Genomic DNA, 19,945 nt, shown 5'->3' with positions numbered 1-19,945 from the left:
CCTGCCTCTCCCCGCCCCAATCTGCGAGCGGGGTGGGTGGGTGGGTGGGTGGAGGTGGTGGGTGGGTGGGTGGAGGTGGTGGGTGGGTGGGGTGACGGTGGTGGGGGGTGCGGTGCCGCGTCGCGTCAGGCGAGCCAGGCCGGTGCGCGACCGCGCAGGAGCGGGCGGTCGAGGGAGAGCGATCCGGCGCCCGTGAGTGCAATCCCGAGCGCCGCCGCACCGAGCACCGCGACGAATTCATAACCACCCTCGGCGACCCAGAATCCGGCCGCCGCGTGCACGAGCACGAGCGCCACGACCATGTCGACGGCGAGCAACAGGGCGACGAGCCGAGTCAGCAGCCCCAGAATCAGCAGGATCCCGCCGGCGAATTCGAGCACGGCGACCAGCGGCGCGGTGATCTCGGGAAGCGGAGCGCCCATCGCGCCGAACGATTCGACCGTGCCCGGGATCGTGAATTCGAAGAGCTTCTGCGCGCCGTGCATCAGGAAGACCGCGCCGAGCGCGAGGCGGATGATCAGCAGGCCCCACGCTGTCGAGGCGGTCGGGGTGGAGGCGTGTGGCGAACGGGTGCGGGGCATGTGTGTCTCGCTTTCATGGCATCGGTTCATTCGGCCGTTGAGGCCGGGCGCCAGGTTAGGAGATGCGGAGAGTATGAATCTGAGGAGTTGCGAACTCTGCGGTTTCGAGACGTCCGCATCTGGCATTCGTACCGGCGGGCCGGGTCAGCGCCGCCCAGCCTTCCGCGCCTCCCGGGCAGGCCGGGTCAGCGCCGTCCGGCCTGCCGCGCCGCCCGGCCCGCCGCGCCACCCGGGCTCCCGCGCCACCGGGCCCGCCGCGAGCCGGGTCAATTGCGGAGGGTGTCGCGAAGCGAAACCGGCCGACACACGCCGAAAGTGACCCCGCTCGCATAGGGACGGCAGCGCAGCATCGCAGCGCAGCGCAGGGACGGCAGCAGCGCAGCAGCGCAGCGGCTGGTCAGGCCGAGTGGATGTAGCTGCGCGGCACGCGCGAACCGATGCTGGTGAGGATCTCCCACGGGATCGTCTGAGCGGCGTGCGCCCATTCCCGCGCGTTCGGGCGCCACCCCTCCGCCGGGCCGAAGAGCACGACCTCGTCTCCCTCGGCGACGCCCGAAGCATCCGGCCCGAGATCGACGACGAACTGGTCCATGCAGACGCGTCCCACGCTCGGGAATCGGCGCTCTCCGATGGCGACGTCGAACTTGCCCGACATGATGCGCGGCACTCCGTCGGCGTAGCCGAGCGGCACGAGCCCGAGCGTGGTGTCTCGCTCGGCGGTCCAGGTGTGGCCGTACGAGACGCCGTCGCCGGCGTGCACGCGCTTCATCAGCGCGAGCGGAGCCTTCAACGTCATCGCGGGCGTCAGCGACGTGTCGGGGTTCTCGAACGGGGTGTACCCGTACATCGCGAGTCCCGGGCGCAGAGCATCCAGGTGCAGGTCTGGACGGGCGAGTGCGGTGCCAGAATTGCCGAGGTGCATCTGCTCGACGGGAATGCCGTGCCGGTCGAACGACGCCCGGGCGGCCAGCAGTCGCTCGAGTTGCGCGCTGTTCTGCGGATGATCGGGGACATCGGCGTGCGAGAGGTGGCTGAAGAGGCCGTGCACGCGCACGGCGCCTTCCGCCCGAAGGCGCCCCAGCTGACGCAGCACCTCCGGCAGCTCGGCCTCGGTCACGCCGTTGCGGCTGAGCCCGGTGTCGACCTTGACGTGGACCTCCACGGGCCGGCCGATCTCGCGGGCGGCGGCGGCGATCGCGTCGAGCTGGCTGCGCGAGTTCACACCGAGACGCACGTCTTGCGCGATGGCTTCGGCGTACCCGCTCGTCGACAACCAGCTCAGTATCGGGGCGGTGACCCCACCGGCGCGGAGCGCCAGGGCCTCGGAGATCGTGGCCACGCCCAGCGACCCTGCGCCGGCCGCGATGGCGGCGTGCGCCACCGGAAGTGCCCCGTGCCCGTATCCGTCGGCTTTGACGACTGCCATCAGCTCGGCGGAGGGCGCGAGCGCGGCGAGCACCCGGATATTCGACGCGATCGCGTCGAGGTCGACTTCGGCTACGGGTTCGGTGATCATCTGAGCGGCAACCACCCTTCCTTGGTTCGCCGCCACGTACGGAACGCAGCGTACCCACCAGTCTAGGCCGCGCGCGCAGTGCAACCTGCGCGCACCCCTCGGCTATGCCACGCGCACCCCGTGATCGAGTCGCACGATACGGTCGGCATTTGCGATCGCCGCGTCGTTGTGGGTCACGCACGCGACGGTGGCCCCGCGATTCGCTTCTTCGACGAGAATCGTCTGCGTGCGTGCGCGGCTCGCGGCGTCGAGGCCGGATGCCGGCTCGTCGAGGAGGAAGATCCGAGCCCGGCGTGCGATGCCCTGGGCGAGGAGCACCCGTTGGCGCTGCCCGCCGGAGAGCGCGGTGAACGGGCGCTCGGCGAGGTCGGCGAGGGCGACTCGCTCGAGCGCATCGACGACCCGGTCCCGCCGCTCGCTGCGGGCGAGTCGCCGCCGCTCCCAGGTGCCCATGGCGACCACCTCGCGAACGGTGACGGGGAGCGCGTCGGGTGCGGCGATGCGCTGCACGACGAGCGCGACGGATCCGGATCGCTCGACGCGGCCGCTCGACGGGGTGCGCACGCCCGCCAGCACTTCGAGCAGCGTGGATTTGCCCGCGCCGTTCGCTCCAGCGATGACGGTGACGCTGCCGGGTTCGAGCTCGATGTCGATGCCTCGGAGCACCGGGGTGGTGTCGAACGAGAAGTGGATGCCGGTGGCGCGGAGGACGGCCGGCGGAGCGGCCGTGCGGGAGGTGCGCGGGTCCGTGAGAAGTGACATGCCTCAAGCCTAACTGATTTTGATAATGATTCTCGTTTATGAATATGATGAACGCGTGCTGCCACTTCTCGAACCCTTCACCGCCGACTTCGTGCTCCGCGCGCTCGTCGGCGGCGCCCTCGTCGCAGTCGTCTGCGGCGTCGTCGGCACCTGGGTCGTGATTCGCGGCATGGCCTTTCTCGGCGAAGCGCTCGGACACGGGATGCTGCCGGGCGTCGCCCTCGCGACCGTGCTCGGTCTGCCGACCCTGGCCGGGGCCGCTGTGAGCGCCGTCGCGATGAGCGTGCTCATCGGATGGGTGCAACGCCGCGGGCGCCTCTCGTACGACACCAGCATCGGCCTGCTCTTCGTCGCCATGCTCTCTCTCGGCATCATCATCGTGTCGCACTCCCGCAGTTTCGCCACGGATGCGACGGTGATGCTCTTCGGCGACATTCTCGCCATCACCCCCGCCGATCTCTGGCTGCTCGTCGGAGCCGCCGCGATCACGATCGCGGTCGCCGCCGGGTTCCACCGCCGGTTCGTCGCCGCGGCGTTCGATCAGCGCATCGCTGCAACGCTGCATCTGCGGCCGCAGCTCGCCCAGGTCGTCCTGGTCGGCCTCGTCACGCTCGCAGTCGTCAGCTCCTATCAGGCCGTCGGCTCGTTGCTGGTCGTCGGCCTCCTGCTCGCCCCCGCGGTCGCAGCAGCGCCATGGACCAGCAGCATCGCCACCCGCATGGCGCTCGCCACCGCGATCGGCGTGCTCGCGGTCTTCGCAGGCCTGCTCGCATCGTGGCATCTCGGCACCGCCGCGGGCGCATCGATCGCGGCGGCCGCCATCGCTCTCGCAGCCCTCTCCGGGGTCGGCGTCCGCATGGTCGATGTCGTCCGTCGCGCCCCGCTTCCCCAGATCACCGCACTCTCGTGAAAGGCACGATGTCTCCTCACCCCCTCCGCCCGTCCCGCGCCACTCCTCTGGCCGGAGCCGCCATCCTCGGCCTGCTGCTCGCCGGATGCAGCGCTTCCCCCTCCGATTCGAGTGCGCCAGCAGACGCAGCGTCGTCTGCTGAAACTCCGAGCGACGACACGGGCTCCGGCCACGGCGAGATCGAAGGAGCCGCCGAAGCCTCCGAGCCGCCGCTGCATCTCGTCTCCATCGATGCTTCCGGATCGGTCTCGCTGCTCGACCTGCTCGACGGCACCGAGACCGAACTCGACGGCGTCCGCGCTCCGCGCTCGGTCGCCTCTGATGGGCGGTACGCCTTCGTCGCTGACGAGCACGGCGTTGACGTCGTCGACAGCGGCGCCTGGACGTGGGATCACGTCGACCACTTCCACTACTACCGGGCCGACCCGGCTTCGCCCGGAACCGTCGAGGGCTCCGGCGTCGCGTCGATCGCCACCGGCATGCTCTCGACCGCCGGCGGCACCGGCGTCTTCTTCCCCGACTCGGGTGAGGCGGTGCTGCTCGACAACGGAGCCCTCTCGAAGGGTGAGATCAACGAGACGCTGCGCCTCGAGGTCGCGCCGCACGACGGACTCATCGCCCCGCTCGGCGAGGGAGCCCTCGTCACCGAGGCTGACGGCAATGGGCGGATCGAGCGCGTGCGCGCCGTCGATGCCGCGGGTGACGAGATCGACTCCATCGCGTGCACCGAGGCCTCTGGCACGATCACCACGCGGCTCGCGCTCGTGGTGGGTTGCGCCGACGGGGCTGTGCTCGCGACTTCCGTGGCAGGCGAGACCGCATTGACGAAGGTGGCGTACCCCGCTGACGCGAGCGGTGACGCCCCTCCCGCGACGGAGTTCTCCGCCCGAAAGGGCCGCCCCACCGTCGCGGGCCTCGGAGATGGGAGCGGTGTCTGGCTCCTCGATACCCGCGAGCAGTCATGGCGCTGGATCGCGATGCCCGAGCGTCCCGTCGCCGCGTCCGCCGTCGATGATGAGGCGGGTCACGTCGTGACGCTGACTCCCGACGGCAGGGTGCGCGTCTTCGACGCAGATGGGGCGGAGCGCGCGGCGACCGATCCGATCGTCACCGATGCAGTGGGCGGCGGCGGCCAGGTTTCGCTCACCGTCGACGCGCAGCGCGCCTATGTGAACGACCCCGCTACGGGAGCGGTCTTCGAGATCGACTACGCCGACGGCGCACGCGTCGCTCGCACGCTCGCGACCGAGGTCCCGGCTCATTTCGTCGCGGAGGTCGGCCGATGACCCGGGCGTTCGAGGCGTCCGCATCTCGACGCCGCGCTCGGCGGGGAGATCATCGCACGCGGCGGCCGATCCGGCACGCGACTCTCGCGGCTCTCGCGATCGCGGTATTCGCCCTCACGGGCTGCTCAGCAGCGGCCGGATCCGGCGGCCCCGATCAGCCCCAGATCGTGGTCACCACCAACATCCTCGGCGACGTGGTCGGCGAGGTCGTAGGCGATCAGGCCGAGGTGACGACGCTCATGCGCGCGAACGCCGACCCGCATTCCTTCGAGATCTCAGCGCAGGAGGCCGCCATGCTGGGCGACGCCGACCTGATCGTGTCGAGCGGGCTCGGCCTCGAAGAGGGGTTGCAGCAGCACCTCGATCGCGCGGCCGGGGCGGGCGCCCCCCTGCTCGTGGCCGGCGACGCCGTCGAAGCGCTGCCCTACACGAGCGGTGACGCCGCGGGCGCCCCCGATCCGCATTTCTGGACCGACCCCGGCACCATGCTCGACGTCGTCGATGCCATCGAGGTCTCCGCGTCGGAGATCGACGGCATCGACCGGACAAAGCTCGCCGAGCACGCGGATGCGTACCGGGAGGAACTGCGCACGCTCGACGCGGAGATGACATCCGCCTTCGAGGCCATTCCGCAGGAGCGCCGCGCTCTCGTGACGAACCATCACGTGTTCGGATACCTCGCCGAACGCTACGGCTTCCTCGTGGTCGGTGCGGCGATTCCCGGCGGCACGACGCTCGCCGCCCCGAGCGCCGCCGACCTGCGGGAGCTCAGCGATGCCATCACCCGGGCGGGGGTCTCCACGATTTTCGCGGAATCCTCCCAACCCGACCGCTTGGTGCAGGTGCTCGCCAGCGAGGCCGACATCGATGTGCGCGTCGAGGAGCTCTACACGGAGTCGCTCACGGGCCCCGGCGAGGGCGCAGAGACCTACCTCGAGATGATGCGCGCGAACACCGCTCGCATCTCCGAGGGACTGACGAAGTAACACCCACCGAAAGAAAGCAGGACACCACTATGACCCGCCGACACCTTCGATACGCCGCTCCCGCGGCGCTGCTCGGGCTCGCGCTGCTCGCAACCGGCTGCTCCTCGAGCACCGCGAACGATTCGGCGGCGGAAGAGTCGCCAGCGAACGCGTCGAGCGAGGATCACGCCCACTCCGACGAGCAGCGCGTCGCCGTCTCGTACGAGGGAGGCATCGCCGTGCTCGACGCCGAGACGCTCGAGCTCGTCGACGAATTCGAGAGCGAGGAGTTCACCCGCCTGAACGCTGCTGGCGATGGCCGCCACGTCTTCGTGACGACGTCGAAGGGGTTCGAGCTGCTCGATACCGCGAAGCCGGCGCTCACCGGTCTGACCGTGGACGCCTCGGCCGCCGGGCACGTCGTGCGCCATGCCGGCAAGACCGTGCTCTTCGACGACGGCACGGGCGAGACGACGATCTTCGACTCCCACGACCTCGCCCACGTGGAGGATGCGCTGCCCGAATCGGTGACGCACACCGCCGAGCACCCGCACCACGGCGTGTCGATCGAGCTCGAGGACGGCACGCTCGTGACGACCCTCGGCGATGAGACCTCTCGTTCGGGGGCCGTCGCCCTGCACGCGCACGACGACCACTGGGACGAGGTCGCTTCGAACGACCAGTGCCCCGGCATCCACGGCGAGGGGACTGCTGCTGACGAGGCGGTCGTCTTCGGATGCGAGAACGGCGCGCTGCTCTACCAGGACGGCGCGTTCACCAAGCTCGATGCCCCCGATGCCTACGGCCGCATGGGCAACGCATTCGTCTCCGAGACGAGCCCCATCGTCGTGGGCGACTACAAGTCCGACCCCGACGCGGAGGGCTACCTGCTCGGCTCGGTCGCACTCATCGACACCGCCACGCAGGAGCTGCAGGTCGTCGATCTGCCGGAGAACGTGCGCTACACCTTCCGCGATGTCACTCGCGGCACCGACGATCTCGCGTACATCCTCTCGACCGACGGCTCCATCCACGTGCTGGATCCGGAGACCGGCGAACTGGTCGACGAGTTCCCCGTGATCGACGCCTGGGAGGGTCCGGCCGAATGGCAGGATGCGCACCCGGCGATCATCGGCACCGGAGGCGACACGGCGTACGTGACGGAATCGGCTGCGAATTCGGTGCACGCGGTCGACCTGCGCACCGGTGAGATCACCGCCACAGCGGAGCTCGAGCACACGCCGAACGAGTTCGCGGTCGCGCTCGGCGAGCACTGACTCGCACCGACCGCAGCGATGCCGCGGTCGGCGGGAGTGCGCTGAGCAGCGCGCACTCACCCCTGAGGGCGTCGCATCACTCCGATGCGGCGCCCTCAGCCGTCTCTGCGAGCGCTCCGGCTTCGGCCGCCTCCGCCCAGGCGATGCCGCTGACGTCGATCTCCGCGGTCATGTCGCGCAGGAAGCGCTCGACGACCTCGCGCTCGTCGGGAGTGAGGCGCGCGGCGGCGTTGAAGCGGTTCGCCTGCTGCTGACCGACCGTGCGCTTCGCGGCTTCATGGGTCTCGGGCGTGATGCGGATGACGAGTGCTCGCCGATCATCTGGATGCCGCTCTCGCGAGATGTGACCGCCTCGCTCGAGACGATCGAGCAGTTTCGTCGTGGAGGCGCTCGATATCCCCAGGTGGGCGGCGATGGCTCCGGGTGTCGGCAGCACCTCGGTGTTGCCTGCGACGATCAAGAAGTGCAGCGCCCGCATGTCGACGCTGCTGAGGCGCATGTACTTGAGCGAAGCGGCCGAGAGTCGTTCCTCCGCCTCTCGCAGTGTTCTGAGCGCCTCCATGAGCCGCGCGATCTGCTGCAGGTCGTCGTGGCTGAGACCGGTCCGATCGACGAGTTCTGACTTCGGGTCGGAATGATCCATCCGGTAGAGGGCGGAGGCGTCGCCGCCATCGCCCGACACGTCGGTCTCAGCGCTCCGCTTGTTTTTCGTCACACGAGAATATTATCCTGAAGTTGATCACTTTCTAGGTGAGTAATCAAGATTTCTACATGAGCGGGGGCAACGTGGACGAGTTGCGAGAACACCGCGCGGTGCCGGGCACCGCAGCGCCGCTCGACAACGCGGGCCTGGTCTCCCGTTCGATCTCCGAAGTCATCGCCACCCGCGGGCGCTCGGCTGAGGCCTATCACCCCGCGTTCGCGCAGCTCTGGAAGATCTGCGGGGAACGCATCTCCGGCGGCAAGCGCATCCGCCCACGCCTGATGCTCGACATGTTCGCAGCGCTGAGCGACGACGATCTGCCTCCCGCGGCGATCGAGATCGCAGCGGCGATCGAGCTGCTGCACGCCTCGTTCCTGCTGCACGACGACGTGTTCGACGGGGACCTGACCCGCCGTGGCTCCCTGAACCTCGTCGGCCTGCTCGCGCACGATGAACGGCTGTCCCACGAGCGACCCTCCCCGCAGCGCCTGCACTGGGCGCGCAGCTGCGGCATTCTCATGGGCGACCTCCTGCTCGCCGAAGTGCATCAGATCTTCGCCAGGGTCGACGTCGAGCCCGCCATGCGCACGCGCCTCCTCGACCTCCTCGCTCACGCGATCACCGAATCCGTGGTCGGAGAGCAGCTCGATATCGGGCTCGAAGACGGCACCGTCGTCGCCGACACCGCGACCGTCCTCGAGATGTGCCGCCTCAAGACGGCGACCTACACCTTCGAACTGCCACTGCGAGCGGCCGCCATCCTGGCGGGGGCCGACTCCCCCGCAACCGACGCCGCGCTCGCTGCGGCAGGCGCTCACCTCGGGCTCGCGTTCCAGTTGCAGGACGACGTGCTCTCGACCTTCGGCGATCCCGCCGCGCACGGCAAGGATGCGTTCTCGGATCTGCGCGAGGGCAAGGAGACCGCTGTCATCTCGGCGGCGCGGATGACGAGCGCGTGGCCCGAGATCGAGCCGTCGTTCGGCACCGGATCCCTCACGAACGCCGAGGGCGAACGCCTGAGAGGCCTGCTGCGGGAGTGCGGGGCCGAAGCGTTCGTGCGCGGCCTCATCGACGATCAGATGCGCGCACTGCACGAAACGCTCGCCGATCCCGCATCCGGCCTCCCCGACAGCGCGCGGCAGCCTCTCGCGGCGCTGGCCGGTCGACTCGACGGGCGACGCTCGTGAGGGCCGACACCCCCCTCGACCGGTACACCCGTTCGGCGATGCGCGCCTCCGCCGTCGTGATCCGCAGCTACTCCACCTCGTTCGGCGCCGCGACCCGACTGCTCGGGCGACGGCACCGCGCGCACGTGCGCAATGTCTATGCACTGGTGCGCGTCGCCGATGAACTCGTCGACGGCGTCACCGAAGGGGCCGGGCTCACGCCCGGCGAGCAGGCGGACGCGCTGCAGCGACTCGAAAGCGAGGTCGGGAGAGCGATCGGCTCTGGCTACTCGAGCGACCTCATCGTGCACGCCTTCGCGCGCACCGCGCGGGCCGCTGGGATCGACGCGGCGCTCACCGCCCCGTTCTTCGCCTCGATGCGCGCCGACCTGCCCGCGCCGACCGACACGGCGGAGCTGCGCGGGTTCGATGCCGAGCAGCACGGCGCCTACGTCTACGGCTCGGCCGAAGTCGTCGGTCTCATGTGCCTGCGCATCTTCACCCGGCATCGCTCGCTCGACGCGCTCGAGCAGCACCGCCTCGAACGCGGGGCCCGCAGCCTCGGGGCCGCATTTCAGAACGTCAACTTCTTGCGCGATCTCGCAGATGACACCGACCGCCTCGGCCGCAACTATCTCGGCACGCAGGAGCGTCTCACCGACGCCGATCGGATCGATTGGGTGCGTCGAATCGAAGCGGAGCTCGCCGACGCGCGAGCGGTGCTGCCGCTCCTGCCCAAGGACGCGCGGGCCGCGGTGCGCTCCGCACTGAACCTCTTCGCAGCCCTGAGCCGCCGGATCTCGCGCACGACGATCGATGAGCTGTACGCTCGCAGGGTGCGCGTGCCCGACTGGCAGAAGACCGCGATCATCGTGCGATCCATCGCCCGCACTGCGGGGGAGACTCGATGAGCGCGGCATCCGCACGCCGTCGCGGCTTCGACGCAGCTCCGCGCACCGTCGTCATCGGCGGCGGCATCGCCGGTCTCGCTACGGCGGCGCTCCTGGCCAAGGAGGGCCATGCCGTGACGGTGCTCGAGCGCGGAAACCGCGTCGGCGGCCGTGCTGGCACCGTCTCACGAGACGGCTTCCGGTTCGACACCGGACCCTCCTGGTATCTGATGCCGAGCGTGTTCGATCACTACTTCGAGATGCTCGGCACGACGACACGGGAGCAGCTCGACCTCCGCCTGCTCGACCCCGGCTACCGCGTCTTCAGTGAGCCGGGCGCCGACGGCAGCGCGCCGGAGCCGATCACGATCCCCGCGGGCCGCGGCGCCGCGCGAGCCGTGTTCGAGCGCCTCGAGCCTGAGAGCGGGCAGGCGTTCGATGCATACCTCGATTCCGCGGCCGAAACCACGGTGATGGCCGAGCGATACTTCCTCTACAACCCATTCACCCGGCTGCGCTCGCTCGGCGTCCCGCCCGTGCTGCGCGCACTGCCCCGGCTGGCACGGCTGCTCGGCAGCTCGCTGCGATCCTTCGTGGCGCAGCGCTTCGAGCACCCGGTGCTGCGCCAGGTGCTCGGGTATCCGGCGGTCTTTCTCGGCACGAACCCGAAAGACGCCCCCGCCATGTACCACCTCATGAGCGCCCTCGATCTCGACGAGGGCGTGCGTTACCCGATGGGCGGTTTCCACTTCCTGGTCGAGCGCCTCGCCGCGCTCGCGGAGGAGGCGGGTGCGCGCATCGTGCTCGGCGCCGACGTGACCGAGATCGAGGTGGGCGCCGGATCCCCTCAGGCCGATCACCCGGCGGCCGGCCGCAGCACCGGCTTCTCGACGTCCGCGCGGGCCGTGCGCTGGCGGGGTGCCGACGGCGACGAGCACCGCCTTCCCGCGGACGTCGTGGTCTCCACCGCCGACCTGCACCACACCGAGACGCAGCTGCTGCCGGAGGCCGCTCGCACCTACCCCGAAGCCTGGTGGTCGAAGCAGATCAGCGGCCCCGGCGCCGTGCTCGTACTGCTCGGGGTGCGCGGGGCGCTGCCGGAACTCCCCCATCATTCGCTCTTCTTCGCCCACGACTGGGAGCGGAACTTCGGCGACATCTTCGACGAGCCGCGGCGCATCCCGGCGCCCGCCTCGTCGTACGTGTGCAAGCCGAGCGAGACCGATCCGAGCGTGGCGCCCGCCGGCCACGAGAACCTCTTCGTGCTCGTGCCCGTGCCGGCCGATCCTGAGATCGGCAGCGGGGGCAGCGACGGCGCAGGTGACGGCGTCGTCGAACGAGTCGCCGATGCTGCGATCGATCAGATCAGTGCGTGGGCGGGTATTCCCGACCTGCGCGAGCGCATCGTCGTGCGCGAGACGATCGGCCCGCGCGATTTCGTCGACGACTACCACTCGTGGAGCGGCGGCATGCTGGGACCGGCGCACGTGCTGCGCCAGAGCGCGCTGTTCCGCGCCCAGAACCAGTCGAAGCGCGTCGACAACCTCTACTACGCCGGGGCGACGACCGCTCCGGGCGTCGGCATCCCGATGTGCCTGATCAGCGCCGAACTCGTGCTCAAGCGCATCCGAGGCGATCACTCAGCCGGCCCGCTGCCGACCCCGGAGCGATCCTGACGTGGGAATCATCTACCTCGCATCCCTGCTCGGAGCGAGTGGCTGCATGCTGCTGCTCGATGCGCGCTTCCGGCTCTTCTTCTGGCGCGACTGGCGCGCCGCGACCATCGTCACCGCCGTCGGCGTGCTGTTCCTGCTCGCCTGGGATCTCGTCGGCATTGTGACGGGCGTCTTCCAGATGGGCGCGAGCCCGGGCATGACGGGCATGCTCATCGCGCACGAGCTTCCGATCGAGGAGCCCGTCTTCCTGGCCTTCCTCGTGCTGTGCACCATGGTGACGTTCACCGGCGCCGTTCGCATCATCGAACGGCGAACGAGCCGGGCGGGCCGCGCGGGCCAGGGCGAAACCATCGGGGAGGATCGATGACCTACCTCCTCATCAGCATCCCGTTTCTCGCCGCAGCGCTCCTCGGAGCGCTCGCGCTGACGCCCTGGCGCGAACCGGCCGTCGCGCGACGCCAATGGGCGGCGACCGGCATCGCGATCGTCGTGCTCGCGATCCTCACCGCCGTCTTCGACTCACTCATGATCGCCGCCGACCTCTTCTCGTACGGCCACGGGCGCACGCTCGGCCCGACCGTCGGCCTCGTCCCCGTGGAAGACTTCAGCTACCCGGTGACCGTGGCGCTGCTCGCCCCGGCGCTCTGGACCCGGCTCACCACGCGGAAACGCGTCGCAGGAGAGGACCCGACCGATGCACGCGCGTGAGCACTCCGGCTGGAACGCACAGCTGCTGAGGCAGGCATTCGTCGCATCTCGACCTGTGAGCTGGATCAACACGGCGTACCCCTTCGCGGCCGCGATGCTGCTCACCACCCGCGAGGTCGACTGGGTGCTCATCGTGGGAGCGATCTACTACCTGATTCCGTACAACCTCGCCATGTACGGCATCAATGACGTCTTCGATTACGCCTCCGACATCAACAACCCCAGAAAGGGCGGGATCGAGGGCGCTCTGCTCGCTCCGAAGTACCACCGGCCGATGCTGTGGCTCGCCGCTCTGACGAATATCCCGTTCCTCTTGGTGCTCGCCATCGCCGGCGGGCCCGGATCATGGCCCGCCCTCGCGGTGAGCACATTCGCGGTCCTCGCCTACTCCGCGCCGGTGCTGCGATTCAAAGAACGACCGTTCATCGACTCCGCGACATCGAGCACCCACTTCGTGAGCCCCGCGATCGTCGGGCTCACGGCGGCCGGCGCGCACTTCACCCCGGAGCTCTGGCTGATCCTGCTCGCCTTCTTCTGCTGGGGCATGGCCGCACACGCCTTCGGCGCCGTGCAAGACGTCGTGCCCGACCGGGAGGCTGATATCGGGTCGATCGCTACCGTGCTCGGCGCGGCAGCGACCGTGCGAGTCGCGCTCGCACTGTGGGCGCTCGCGGGAGTGCTGATGCTCTTCACACCGTTCCCCGGACCGCTCGCCGTAATCGTCGCGATTCCGTATCTCGCGAACTGCGCGCCGTACGCCCGCATCAGCGACGCCGACTCCGGGCGCACCAATCGTGCCTGGCGCCGCTTCATCTGGCTGAACTACGCCTCGGGGGCGCTCGTCACGATGATTCTCATCGTCTGGTGGTTGCGCACCGCGTAGCACTCGGTCTCACCGCTGCTCCCGTTCGCAACATTTCGTGCCCTAAGAACCTCGGTACGTCAAGGGCTTATCGGGAAAGGGCGCGCACTCCTACGCTGATGCATGCAGGAGCCGCACTGCGGGGTCCCCTGCCGCGGCAGTTCAGAAGGAGTTTGGCATGCGCTTCCCATCGGATCACAGCCGCGAACCGGAAGCCCTCCGCACCGTCGGCGTCGAGGAGGAGTTGCTGCTCGTCGACCCGCGCACCGGCCGGCCGGCCCCGGCGATCGAACTCGTTCTCGCCGCCGCCGCTTCTGACGACGTCGCCGCCCTCGTTCCCGAGGCGGCGGGCGTCACGCATCTCGAGCGCGAGAGCAAGCGCGAGCAGATCGAAGTCATCTCGGTGCCGCATACCTCGCTCTCCGACCTCGCACGGAGCGTCATGGCGGGGCGCACGCTCGCCGACGCGGCCGCTCAACAGCTCGGCTTGCGCGCGGCGGCGATGGCGACCAGCGCGACGGCGGGGCCGACGCAGCTCACCGTCTCCGGTCGCTACAGCGCGATGGAAGAGCGATTCCAGGGCATGATGCGCGAGCAGCTGACCTGCGGCCTGCACGTGCATGTCGGAGTGAGCGACGACTCCGAGGGCGTCGCCGTGCTCGATCGCATTCGGCCCTGGCTGCCGCTCGTCCTCGCGCTGAGCGCGAACTCCCCCATGTGGAACGGCGCGGACAGCGGCTACGCGAGCCAGCGGTACCAGGTGTGGAGCCGATGGCCGACGGCGGGGCCGTACGACACCTTCGGGTCTCCCGCGGACTACCGCCGCACGGTCGACGAGCTGCTCGCCACCGACGTGCTCGTCGACGAGGGAATGATCTACTTCGACGCGCGCCTCAGCCCGCGCTACCCGACCGTCGAGATCCGCGTCGCCGATGTCTGCCTGGAGGCCACGCATTCCGTTGCGATCGCCGGGATCATCCGCGCCCTCGTCACGACCGCCGCGCACGAGTGGCGCTCGGGCTTCTCGCCCGACCCGTTGCCGACCCCCGTGCTGCGCCTCGCAATGTGGTCGGCGAGCCGGCACGGTGTCACGGGTCCGCTCCTGAACCCGATCCTCGGCAAGCCGAGCGCCCCCGACGTCGCGATCGACGCGCTCCTCGCGCACATCGCTCCGGCCCTCTCGGCGTCCGGAGATCTCGATCGCGTGTCGCGCATGGTCGCCGACGTCTTCGCGAACGGGACCGGTGCGGAGCGGCAGCTTCGCGCACTGCACGCCCGTCGCAGCGCCCGGGCGCTCGTGGAGGAGGCGATCGAGCAGACGCACCGCTCGATCGGCCCCTCATCATCGGTGCTCGATCCACTGCCCATCTGAGCCGATCGACGATGTCGCTGCGTGCACCGGCATCGATCCGTCCGACCGCGTCTCGCACCGCATCCATCTCCAAAGGAGTTCACCGTGATAGAGCCGCATCGCGCTCGGCCGACCCAGCCCTCGGCGGGACCCGTCGCAGCAGCCACGGCGGTTTCACTGTCGTCGACGGCTCGTTCGCAACCCGTGATTCCGGTGCACGCGGACGCGGAGCCGCCGCAGCAGCACCCGCTGCGGCTCGCGAGTCTCGCCGCGCTCTTCGGTCTGAGCCGCCGCCGGTCGGTTCCCGCGAATTCGGCACTCCCCGATGATGACCCGTACATCGCCTACCTGCGGTGGGCGTCGAAGAGTGCCGCGGCAACCGCGGACCGCTCGATCCCCCGCGACCGCCTCGGCCGGAGTTCAGCTCTCGACGATAGCGAAACCGCGGCCGCGTAGCCGGGAGCGCTCCTCGGCGAGATAGTCCACGAGCCGGACTCGTGTGGCCTGCGTGTGAGCGGCGATGAGCGTCGCCGCCCGGTCGGCGTCTCGTGCCTGCACGGCGCCCAGAATCTCACGATGGCCCTCGCGCACCTGGGCTCGGGACGCCGCGGTGCGCACGACGAGCCATCGCGGGCGAGCAAGCCGCGTGAGCGTCGACGTGACGGCGTCGAGCAAGAAGGGGTTGCCGCTCAGCTGGGCGAGCGATTGGTGGAATCCGCTCCCCTCACGCAGGCTCGTCGCCTGGTCGTCGAGTTCTCCCGGCGCGATGAGCGACTCCTCCAGTGCGCGCAGTTCGGCGTCGCTCGCACGCTCCACCACCAGGCGCACGACGCCGACCTCGAGGAGCTCCCGGTACTCCATGACCGCGCGCACCTCGGTCACGTCGATCGGGGCGACGCGCCAGCCACGACCCTCGCGCCCGGTGAGCCCTTCCGCTTCCAGCCTGACCAGCGCGGCGCGAATCGGGGTGCGCGATGCGCCGAGAGCCTGCTCGAGCCCCCGCTCCGAGAGCCGTTCGCCGGGCATGACATCGAATTCGAGGATCGCCGTTCGCAGAGCTTCGTACGCCCCGGATTCAGAGCTCGTCACCATGCCGCCAGTATGACATACCGAATTGGTATACCATTCGGGTACACCAGAGGGGGCAGAATGGGTCACGAGTCGGCGAGATCGAGCGACGCAGTACCCGCGCGGGCCTGGGCCGTGCTCGTGCTCGGTCTCCTCGCGCAGGCTGCCGGCACCATGCTGGTCAGCGCACCCGTCTACCTCATCCCGCTGCTGCACCTCGAGTTGGGGTTGCCTCTCGCCGCGGTCGGGATGCTCACCGCTGCTCCGACGCTCGGCATGGTGCTCACCCTCGTGCTCTGGGGCGCAGCGGCGGATCGCTTCGGCGAGCGCTGGGTGATCGCAGGCGGGCTCGGACTCACGGCGGCGGCGGCGGGCGCTGCGGCCGTGACTGCCGCGCTGACCAGCGACCTCATCCCGCTCGGCATCGCGCTCTTCTGCGGAGGCGCGGCCGCCGCGAGCACCAACGCGGCAAGCGGCAGAGTCGTCGTCGGTTGGTTTCCGCGTCACCGGCGCGGACTCGCCATGGGCGTGCGTCAGATGTCTCAGCCCCTCGGTGTCGCAGCTGCCGCGGTCGCCGTGCCTCCCATCGCGTCGGCGCTGCAGACCGCAGGCGTCTTCCTCGTGCTCAGCGCACTGCTCGCCGTCATCACCGTCGCGTGCACCATCGGCATCCGCAACCCGCCGAGACCGAGCCTCACCGGCGCCGCCAGGAGCGAGCCGGTCCGCCATTCGAATCCGTACCGAGCGAGCGGGTTCCTCGCGCGAATCCATGGAGTCTCCGTACTGCTCGTCGTGCCTCAGTTCGCCCTCGCGACCTTCGGCATGGTGTGGCTGATCTCGGGGCTCGGGTGGAACGCCGCTGCTGCAGGTCTCCTCATGGGCGGCGCCCAGTTCATCGGCGCCCTCGGCCGCATCGTGATCGGCGGCCTGAGCGACCGCGTCGGCGATCGCGTGCGCGTACTGCGCTGGGTCGCCATCGGCGGCGTGATCGTCATGGTGCTCCTCGCCCTCATCGGCTTCACCCACGAAGCGATCCCGGGAGGGTTCGCCATCGGCGGCATCGTGCTCGTGCTCGCCACCGTGGTGAGCGTGGCCGACAACGGCCTGGCGTACACCTCCGTCGCCGAGGCGGCGGGCAGCGCTTGGGCCGGACGCGCCCTGGGTGTGCAGAACACCGGTCAGTTCATCGCCGCATCGGCCGTGGGTCCAGGTATCGGAGCGGCGATCGCATTGCTCGGCTACCCGCTCGTGTTCGGCATCATCGCGCTCGCCCCGCTGATCGCCATCCCACTGATCCCGCAAGAGGATCGGCACGGGTAAGGCGATCCTCCGCGCACCGCGCGCAGCTTCGGCGCGGCGACGCCGCGATCCTCGCGCGTTACCAGTCACATCTGCCGACAACAACCCCGCTCCGCGAAGCGGCGGCCTCCCGTAGCGTCGAGAACCAAGGAGGTCATCATGACATCGAAAGACGCATCACACCCGACCGCAGCATCGCCCGACTCCGTCGAGGAATCGGTGCCGGAGGCCATGGACCGGGTCGGCCAGACCGGCCCCGACGCTGCAGACCCACCCCGCGCCGGCGCAGACGATCCACTCGACAGCACGAACGGCAAGCCCAGCAGCGACGCGCAGCTCGACGGCAAGACCTCGAACCCGGCGTCCGATGAGGAACTCGACGACGACGAGGGCGCCGATGCCTTCGAGACCCAGCAAGAAGCGGATCGCAACAGCCGAGACGAGGGCGGCGAGCGAGACGACCTGGATCACATCACGGTCGACACCCCCGACTGATCACCCATCATCGCCCGGCCCGCGAGGGTCGGGCGTGCTGCCGCGCCGGAACGCGAGGCGCGGCAGCACGGCCCACACGCCGACGACGACGACACCGCCGATCGCCAGCGTGATGAGCCCCGCGGAGCGCCCGACGGCGAAGTCGAACACCAGCGCCGTGACGCCCGCTGCGAGCAGTGCGAGTACGACGAGGTCGGCTGAGAGCAGACGCCCGCCGAGCCGCACGATGTCTGGCTTGCGCCCTTTCCCGAAGAACGTGCGGTGCAACGTGACCGGAGCGAGACCCAGCACGGCGGCGATGCCGGCGAGCGCCACGAGCACCAGGTACAGGGTGAGCTGAAACCGATCGAGATCCTGAAACCTCGGCTGGAACGCGAGCGCCAGCAGAAAGCCGCCGAGGATCTGCGTGCCCGTCTGCGCGACGCGCAACTCCTGGAGTATCTCGTTCCAGTTTCGGTCGGCGCGCTCGTTCGTCGACTCGGAGCGGCCGTCGCCGTTCAGATCGGTCATACGCCGACTGTACGGCCTCGCGGGGCTCGGCAGCCAGCCCTCCGGTTCACGCGAGTTCCCGGATCGCGGCAGCCACCTCACGAGGAGCGGTGTGCTGCACCGCGTAACGATGACGGGCGAAGGTCACGAGACGCGATCGGTTCGCACGGTCGCGGAGCAGCCGGGACCATCGCGCACCCGCCACGACGTCGCGGCCGCCTCGGACGACGAGTGCCGGGACGCGCACTTCAGCAATCCGTTCCTCGAGGCGGTACCGCACCATGTACCGCGCCTGTCGCAAGAAGTAGCGGGGCCCGCAACGGAGGTACGCCATGAGGACGAGCCCGTTCACCGACGGCGTCTCCCTCAGGGCGTCCACCACCAAGGCCCGGAATTGCGCCAGCACCGATCGATGCTCCCGATCCACCACCGGCCCGATGAGCACCAACGCGCGCACCAGATCGGGTCGCAGCCGCGCGAGCTCCGTGACCCACTGGGCGCCCATGGAATGACCGATCATCACGAACGGCGGCCCGCCCACTCCCTCCAGGACCCGGCCGAGCGCATTCGCCATCTCACCGACGTCGGGCGCCGACGCAGGCTTCGGAGCGCTGCCGAACCCCGGAAGGTCGATCGACCACACGTCAGCGCTTCGCGCGAGTTCGCGATGCAACCGCGAGAGGTAGTGATGCGAGGTGCCGATGCCATGTACGAGAACGTACCGGGATTCGGGGGAAGCGGCGGAAGCATGAGGTGCTCGCGTCGCGAACACGCCGAAGCTCAGGCCGCCAACGCGAATGCGGCTCCCTCGCGATGCGTTCACTGGGCGTCGGCAGGAACTCGGATCTGCAGCGCCCCCGGTTCGATCCACGCGTTGAACGCTGCGGCTTTGCCGAAGCCGTCGCCATCGAGCTCGATCTCCTCCGGGCGGGAGAGGCGAGCGACGAAGCGCTTGCCCGTGCGGTAGCTGAGGTCGCCGTCGTCCTTCTGCTTCCCGGTGAGCGCTCTGCCCGAACGAGTGCGGCGGAGGACGCCGTTCACCCACGCCACTTTCGCCCATACCCGGATCCAACCGAGCAGCCCGCCGGGGCGAATGAGGAGGATATCGAACTGACCGTCGTCCACGACCGCGTCCGGCAGGAGAAGGATATTCGCCGGCAGAGACCCGCAGTTTCCGATGATCACCGTATGCGCGACGGCCCGTTTCGTCCGCCCGTCATCGAGACGGAAGCGGAAGTGCAGCTCGTTCGGGTCCCTGAGCGACTTGACGATCGCACCGAGATACGCCAGCCAGCCGGCCTTCGCCTTGAGGTCGTCATCCGTGTTCTTGATCATCTTCGCGTCGATGCCCATACCTGCCATCACGACGAAGACGTGCTGGTCTCTCGACGCATCCGGCCGCTCGATGTCGATCACGCCCAGATCGATGGGCCGATCCCTCCCGGTGAACGCCGAGGTGACGGATCCCGGCATGTCGTTGAGCGTCAGCTTGAGGTTGCGCGCGAGCAGGTTGCCCGTGCCGGAGGGGAGCAGGGCGAGCGGGATCGCCGATCCGCGAAGGCCCTCCGCGACCGCGCGCACCGTCCCATCGCCACCGGCGGCGATCACGAGGTCGACATCAGCTCGCCTCGCTTCTTCGACCATGCCCTGGCCGGCATCGTCCGCCGTGGTCTCCAACCAGACCGGCTCGTTCCAGCCGGCATCTGCAGCCGCTCGCTGCACTTCATCCCGAAGCACGTCGAGGTCGACCTTGATCGGGTTGTAGATGACGGCAGCAGTCTTCAGATGGGTATCGACCATTTGCTCATCGTACGATCTCGGGGCGCTGATGCGTCAACCTCATCGTGGGGTTGACAGGCCGATCGACGCCGCTGACGCCCGCAGACGGTGTCGCGCTCGAGGACGGGAGTGCATCCCGCGACATCAGTAGCTGATATCAGC

Annotated in this window: 22 protein-coding genes; 14 read left to right on the top strand and 8 right to left on the bottom strand. The window is 69.4% G+C overall.

Translation table 11 applies throughout. The features are described from left to right. Positions 1 to 125 precede the first annotated feature (125 nt). The 3 genes from ABFX18_RS09700 to aztA form a co-directional block, all read right to left on the bottom strand. On the bottom strand, positions 126 to 581 hold the full coding sequence (locus ABFX18_RS09700) for a DoxX family protein (RefSeq protein WP_346058183.1): 456 nt from the start codon (positions 579 to 581) through the stop codon (positions 126 to 128). 397 nt (positions 582 to 978) lie between these two features. Next, positions 979 to 2,112 (bottom strand): alanine racemase, encoded by a 1,134-nt coding sequence (gene alr, locus ABFX18_RS09695; RefSeq protein WP_346058182.1) that lies wholly within the window; start codon positions 2,110 to 2,112, stop codon positions 979 to 981. Positions 2,113 to 2,199: 87 nt separating this feature from the next. Beyond that, positions 2,200 to 2,859 carry a zinc ABC transporter ATP-binding protein AztA gene (gene aztA / locus ABFX18_RS09690; protein WP_346058181.1) on the bottom strand — a complete coding sequence of 220 codons (660 nt, stop codon included), beginning with the start codon at positions 2,857 to 2,859 and terminating at the stop codon, positions 2,200 to 2,202. A gap of 55 nt (positions 2,860 to 2,914) precedes the next feature. Between aztA and aztB the strand changes: the two genes are divergently transcribed. Genes aztB through aztD form a run of 4 tightly spaced genes read left to right on the top strand, consistent with a single transcriptional unit; the run spans position 2,915 to position 7,297 of the window. Beyond that, positions 2,915 to 3,769: a zinc ABC transporter permease AztB gene (gene aztB, locus ABFX18_RS09685; protein ID WP_336661886.1), complete on the top strand. Its 855-nt coding sequence runs from the start codon at positions 2,915 to 2,917 to the stop codon at positions 3,767 to 3,769. Positions 3,770 to 3,777: 8 nt separating this feature from the next. Then, positions 3,778 to 5,055, top strand: a complete 1,278-nt coding sequence (locus ABFX18_RS09680; RefSeq protein ID WP_346058180.1) for an ABC transporter — start codon at positions 3,778 to 3,780, stop codon at positions 5,053 to 5,055. Next, positions 5,052 to 6,041: a zinc ABC transporter substrate-binding protein AztC gene (gene aztC / locus ABFX18_RS09675; RefSeq protein WP_428833659.1), complete on the top strand. Its 990-nt coding sequence runs from the start codon at positions 5,052 to 5,054 to the stop codon at positions 6,039 to 6,041. Before ABFX18_RS09680 ends, aztC begins: the two co-directional genes overlap by 4 nt. Positions 6,042 to 6,070: 29 nt before the next feature. Further along, the gene (gene aztD, locus ABFX18_RS09670) at positions 6,071 to 7,297 is read left to right on the top strand and encodes a zinc metallochaperone AztD (protein ID WP_346058179.1); all 1,227 of its coding nucleotides are present in this window, start codon (positions 6,071 to 6,073) and stop codon (positions 7,295 to 7,297) included. Between the two features lie 76 nt (positions 7,298 to 7,373). On the opposite strand, the gene ABFX18_RS09665 is transcribed toward aztD, so the two are convergent. Next, positions 7,374 to 8,012, bottom strand: a complete 639-nt coding sequence (locus tag ABFX18_RS09665; protein WP_346058178.1) for a MarR family winged helix-turn-helix transcriptional regulator — start codon at positions 8,010 to 8,012, stop codon at positions 7,374 to 7,376. Positions 8,013 to 8,047: 35 nt separating this feature from the next. Here ABFX18_RS09665 and ABFX18_RS09660 point away from each other — a divergent pair, with 35 nt between their 5' ends. The 8 genes from ABFX18_RS09660 (at position 8,048) to ABFX18_RS09625 (ending at position 15,109) form a co-directional block, all read left to right on the top strand. Further along, positions 8,048 to 9,187: a polyprenyl synthetase family protein gene (locus tag ABFX18_RS09660; protein WP_346058177.1), complete on the top strand. Its 1,140-nt coding sequence runs from the start codon at positions 8,048 to 8,050 to the stop codon at positions 9,185 to 9,187. Between the two features lie 38 nt (positions 9,188 to 9,225). Next, positions 9,226 to 10,077 carry a phytoene/squalene synthase family protein gene (locus ABFX18_RS09655; RefSeq protein WP_090152821.1) on the top strand — a complete coding sequence of 284 codons (852 nt, stop codon included), beginning with the start codon at positions 9,226 to 9,228 and terminating at the stop codon, positions 10,075 to 10,077. After that, positions 10,074 to 11,732 carry a phytoene desaturase family protein gene (crtI, locus tag ABFX18_RS09650; protein WP_346058176.1) on the top strand — a complete coding sequence of 553 codons (1,659 nt, stop codon included), beginning with the start codon at positions 10,074 to 10,076 and terminating at the stop codon, positions 11,730 to 11,732. Before ABFX18_RS09655 ends, crtI begins: the two co-directional genes overlap by 4 nt. A gap of 1 nt (position 11,733) precedes the next feature. After that, on the top strand, positions 11,734 to 12,099 hold the full coding sequence (locus tag ABFX18_RS09645; RefSeq protein ID WP_200332074.1) for a lycopene cyclase domain-containing protein: 366 nt from the start codon (positions 11,734 to 11,736) through the stop codon (positions 12,097 to 12,099). After that, complete coding sequence (locus ABFX18_RS09640; protein ID WP_090152735.1) at positions 12,096 to 12,440, top strand: lycopene cyclase domain-containing protein; 345 nt, start codon at positions 12,096 to 12,098, stop codon at positions 12,438 to 12,440. The genes ABFX18_RS09645 and ABFX18_RS09640 overlap by 4 nt, the downstream gene beginning before the upstream one ends. Next, entirely contained in the window at positions 12,427 to 13,323 is an 897-nt protein-coding gene (locus ABFX18_RS09635; RefSeq protein ID WP_346058175.1) for a prenyltransferase, read from the top strand. The genes ABFX18_RS09640 and ABFX18_RS09635 overlap by 14 nt, the downstream gene beginning before the upstream one ends. A gap of 157 nt (positions 13,324 to 13,480) precedes the next feature. Continuing rightward, positions 13,481 to 14,674 carry a carboxylate-amine ligase gene (locus ABFX18_RS09630; protein ID WP_346058174.1) on the top strand — a complete coding sequence of 398 codons (1,194 nt, stop codon included), beginning with the start codon at positions 13,481 to 13,483 and terminating at the stop codon, positions 14,672 to 14,674. An 84-nt stretch (positions 14,675 to 14,758) separates the two neighbouring features. Beyond that, entirely contained in the window at positions 14,759 to 15,109 is a 351-nt protein-coding gene (locus ABFX18_RS09625) for a hypothetical protein (protein WP_200332068.1), read from the top strand. On the opposite strand, the gene ABFX18_RS09620 is transcribed toward ABFX18_RS09625, so the two are convergent. Then, complete coding sequence (locus ABFX18_RS09620) at positions 15,074 to 15,745, bottom strand: GntR family transcriptional regulator (protein WP_346058173.1); 672 nt, start codon at positions 15,743 to 15,745, stop codon at positions 15,074 to 15,076. The two genes, ABFX18_RS09625 and ABFX18_RS09620, sit on opposite strands and share 36 nt — an antisense overlap. A gap of 57 nt (positions 15,746 to 15,802) precedes the next feature. Here ABFX18_RS09620 and ABFX18_RS09615 point away from each other — a divergent pair, with 57 nt between their 5' ends. After that, complete coding sequence (locus tag ABFX18_RS09615) at positions 15,803 to 17,041, top strand: MFS transporter (protein WP_346058172.1); 1,239 nt, start codon at positions 15,803 to 15,805, stop codon at positions 17,039 to 17,041. Between the two features lie 138 nt (positions 17,042 to 17,179). Continuing rightward, the gene (locus tag ABFX18_RS09610; RefSeq protein ID WP_346058171.1) at positions 17,180 to 17,515 is read left to right on the top strand and encodes a hypothetical protein; all 336 of its coding nucleotides are present in this window, start codon (positions 17,180 to 17,182) and stop codon (positions 17,513 to 17,515) included. Here ABFX18_RS09610 and ABFX18_RS09605 read toward each other — a convergent pair whose 3' ends face one another. From ABFX18_RS09605 to ABFX18_RS09595, 3 genes are read right to left on the bottom strand one after another with little or no spacing between them, the layout of a single operon-like run. Next, the gene (locus ABFX18_RS09605) at positions 17,516 to 18,025 is read right to left on the bottom strand and encodes a DUF6328 family protein (RefSeq protein WP_346058170.1); all 510 of its coding nucleotides are present in this window, start codon (positions 18,023 to 18,025) and stop codon (positions 17,516 to 17,518) included. 46 nt (positions 18,026 to 18,071) lie between these two features. Beyond that, entirely contained in the window at positions 18,072 to 18,827 is a 756-nt protein-coding gene (locus ABFX18_RS09600; protein WP_346058169.1) for an alpha/beta fold hydrolase, read from the bottom strand. After that, entirely contained in the window at positions 18,824 to 19,804 is a 981-nt protein-coding gene (locus ABFX18_RS09595; protein ID WP_090152766.1) for a diacylglycerol kinase family protein, read from the bottom strand. The genes ABFX18_RS09600 and ABFX18_RS09595 overlap by 4 nt, the downstream gene beginning before the upstream one ends. Positions 19,805 to 19,945 lie beyond the last annotated feature (141 nt).

It is taken from the genome of Leucobacter alluvii (assembly GCF_039530485.1).
Classification (GTDB): Bacteria; Actinomycetota; Actinomycetes; order Actinomycetales; family Microbacteriaceae; genus Leucobacter; species Leucobacter alluvii.
The sequence above is the reverse complement of the archived record's forward strand: the minus strand, read 5'-3'. Positions and strand labels throughout refer to the sequence as shown.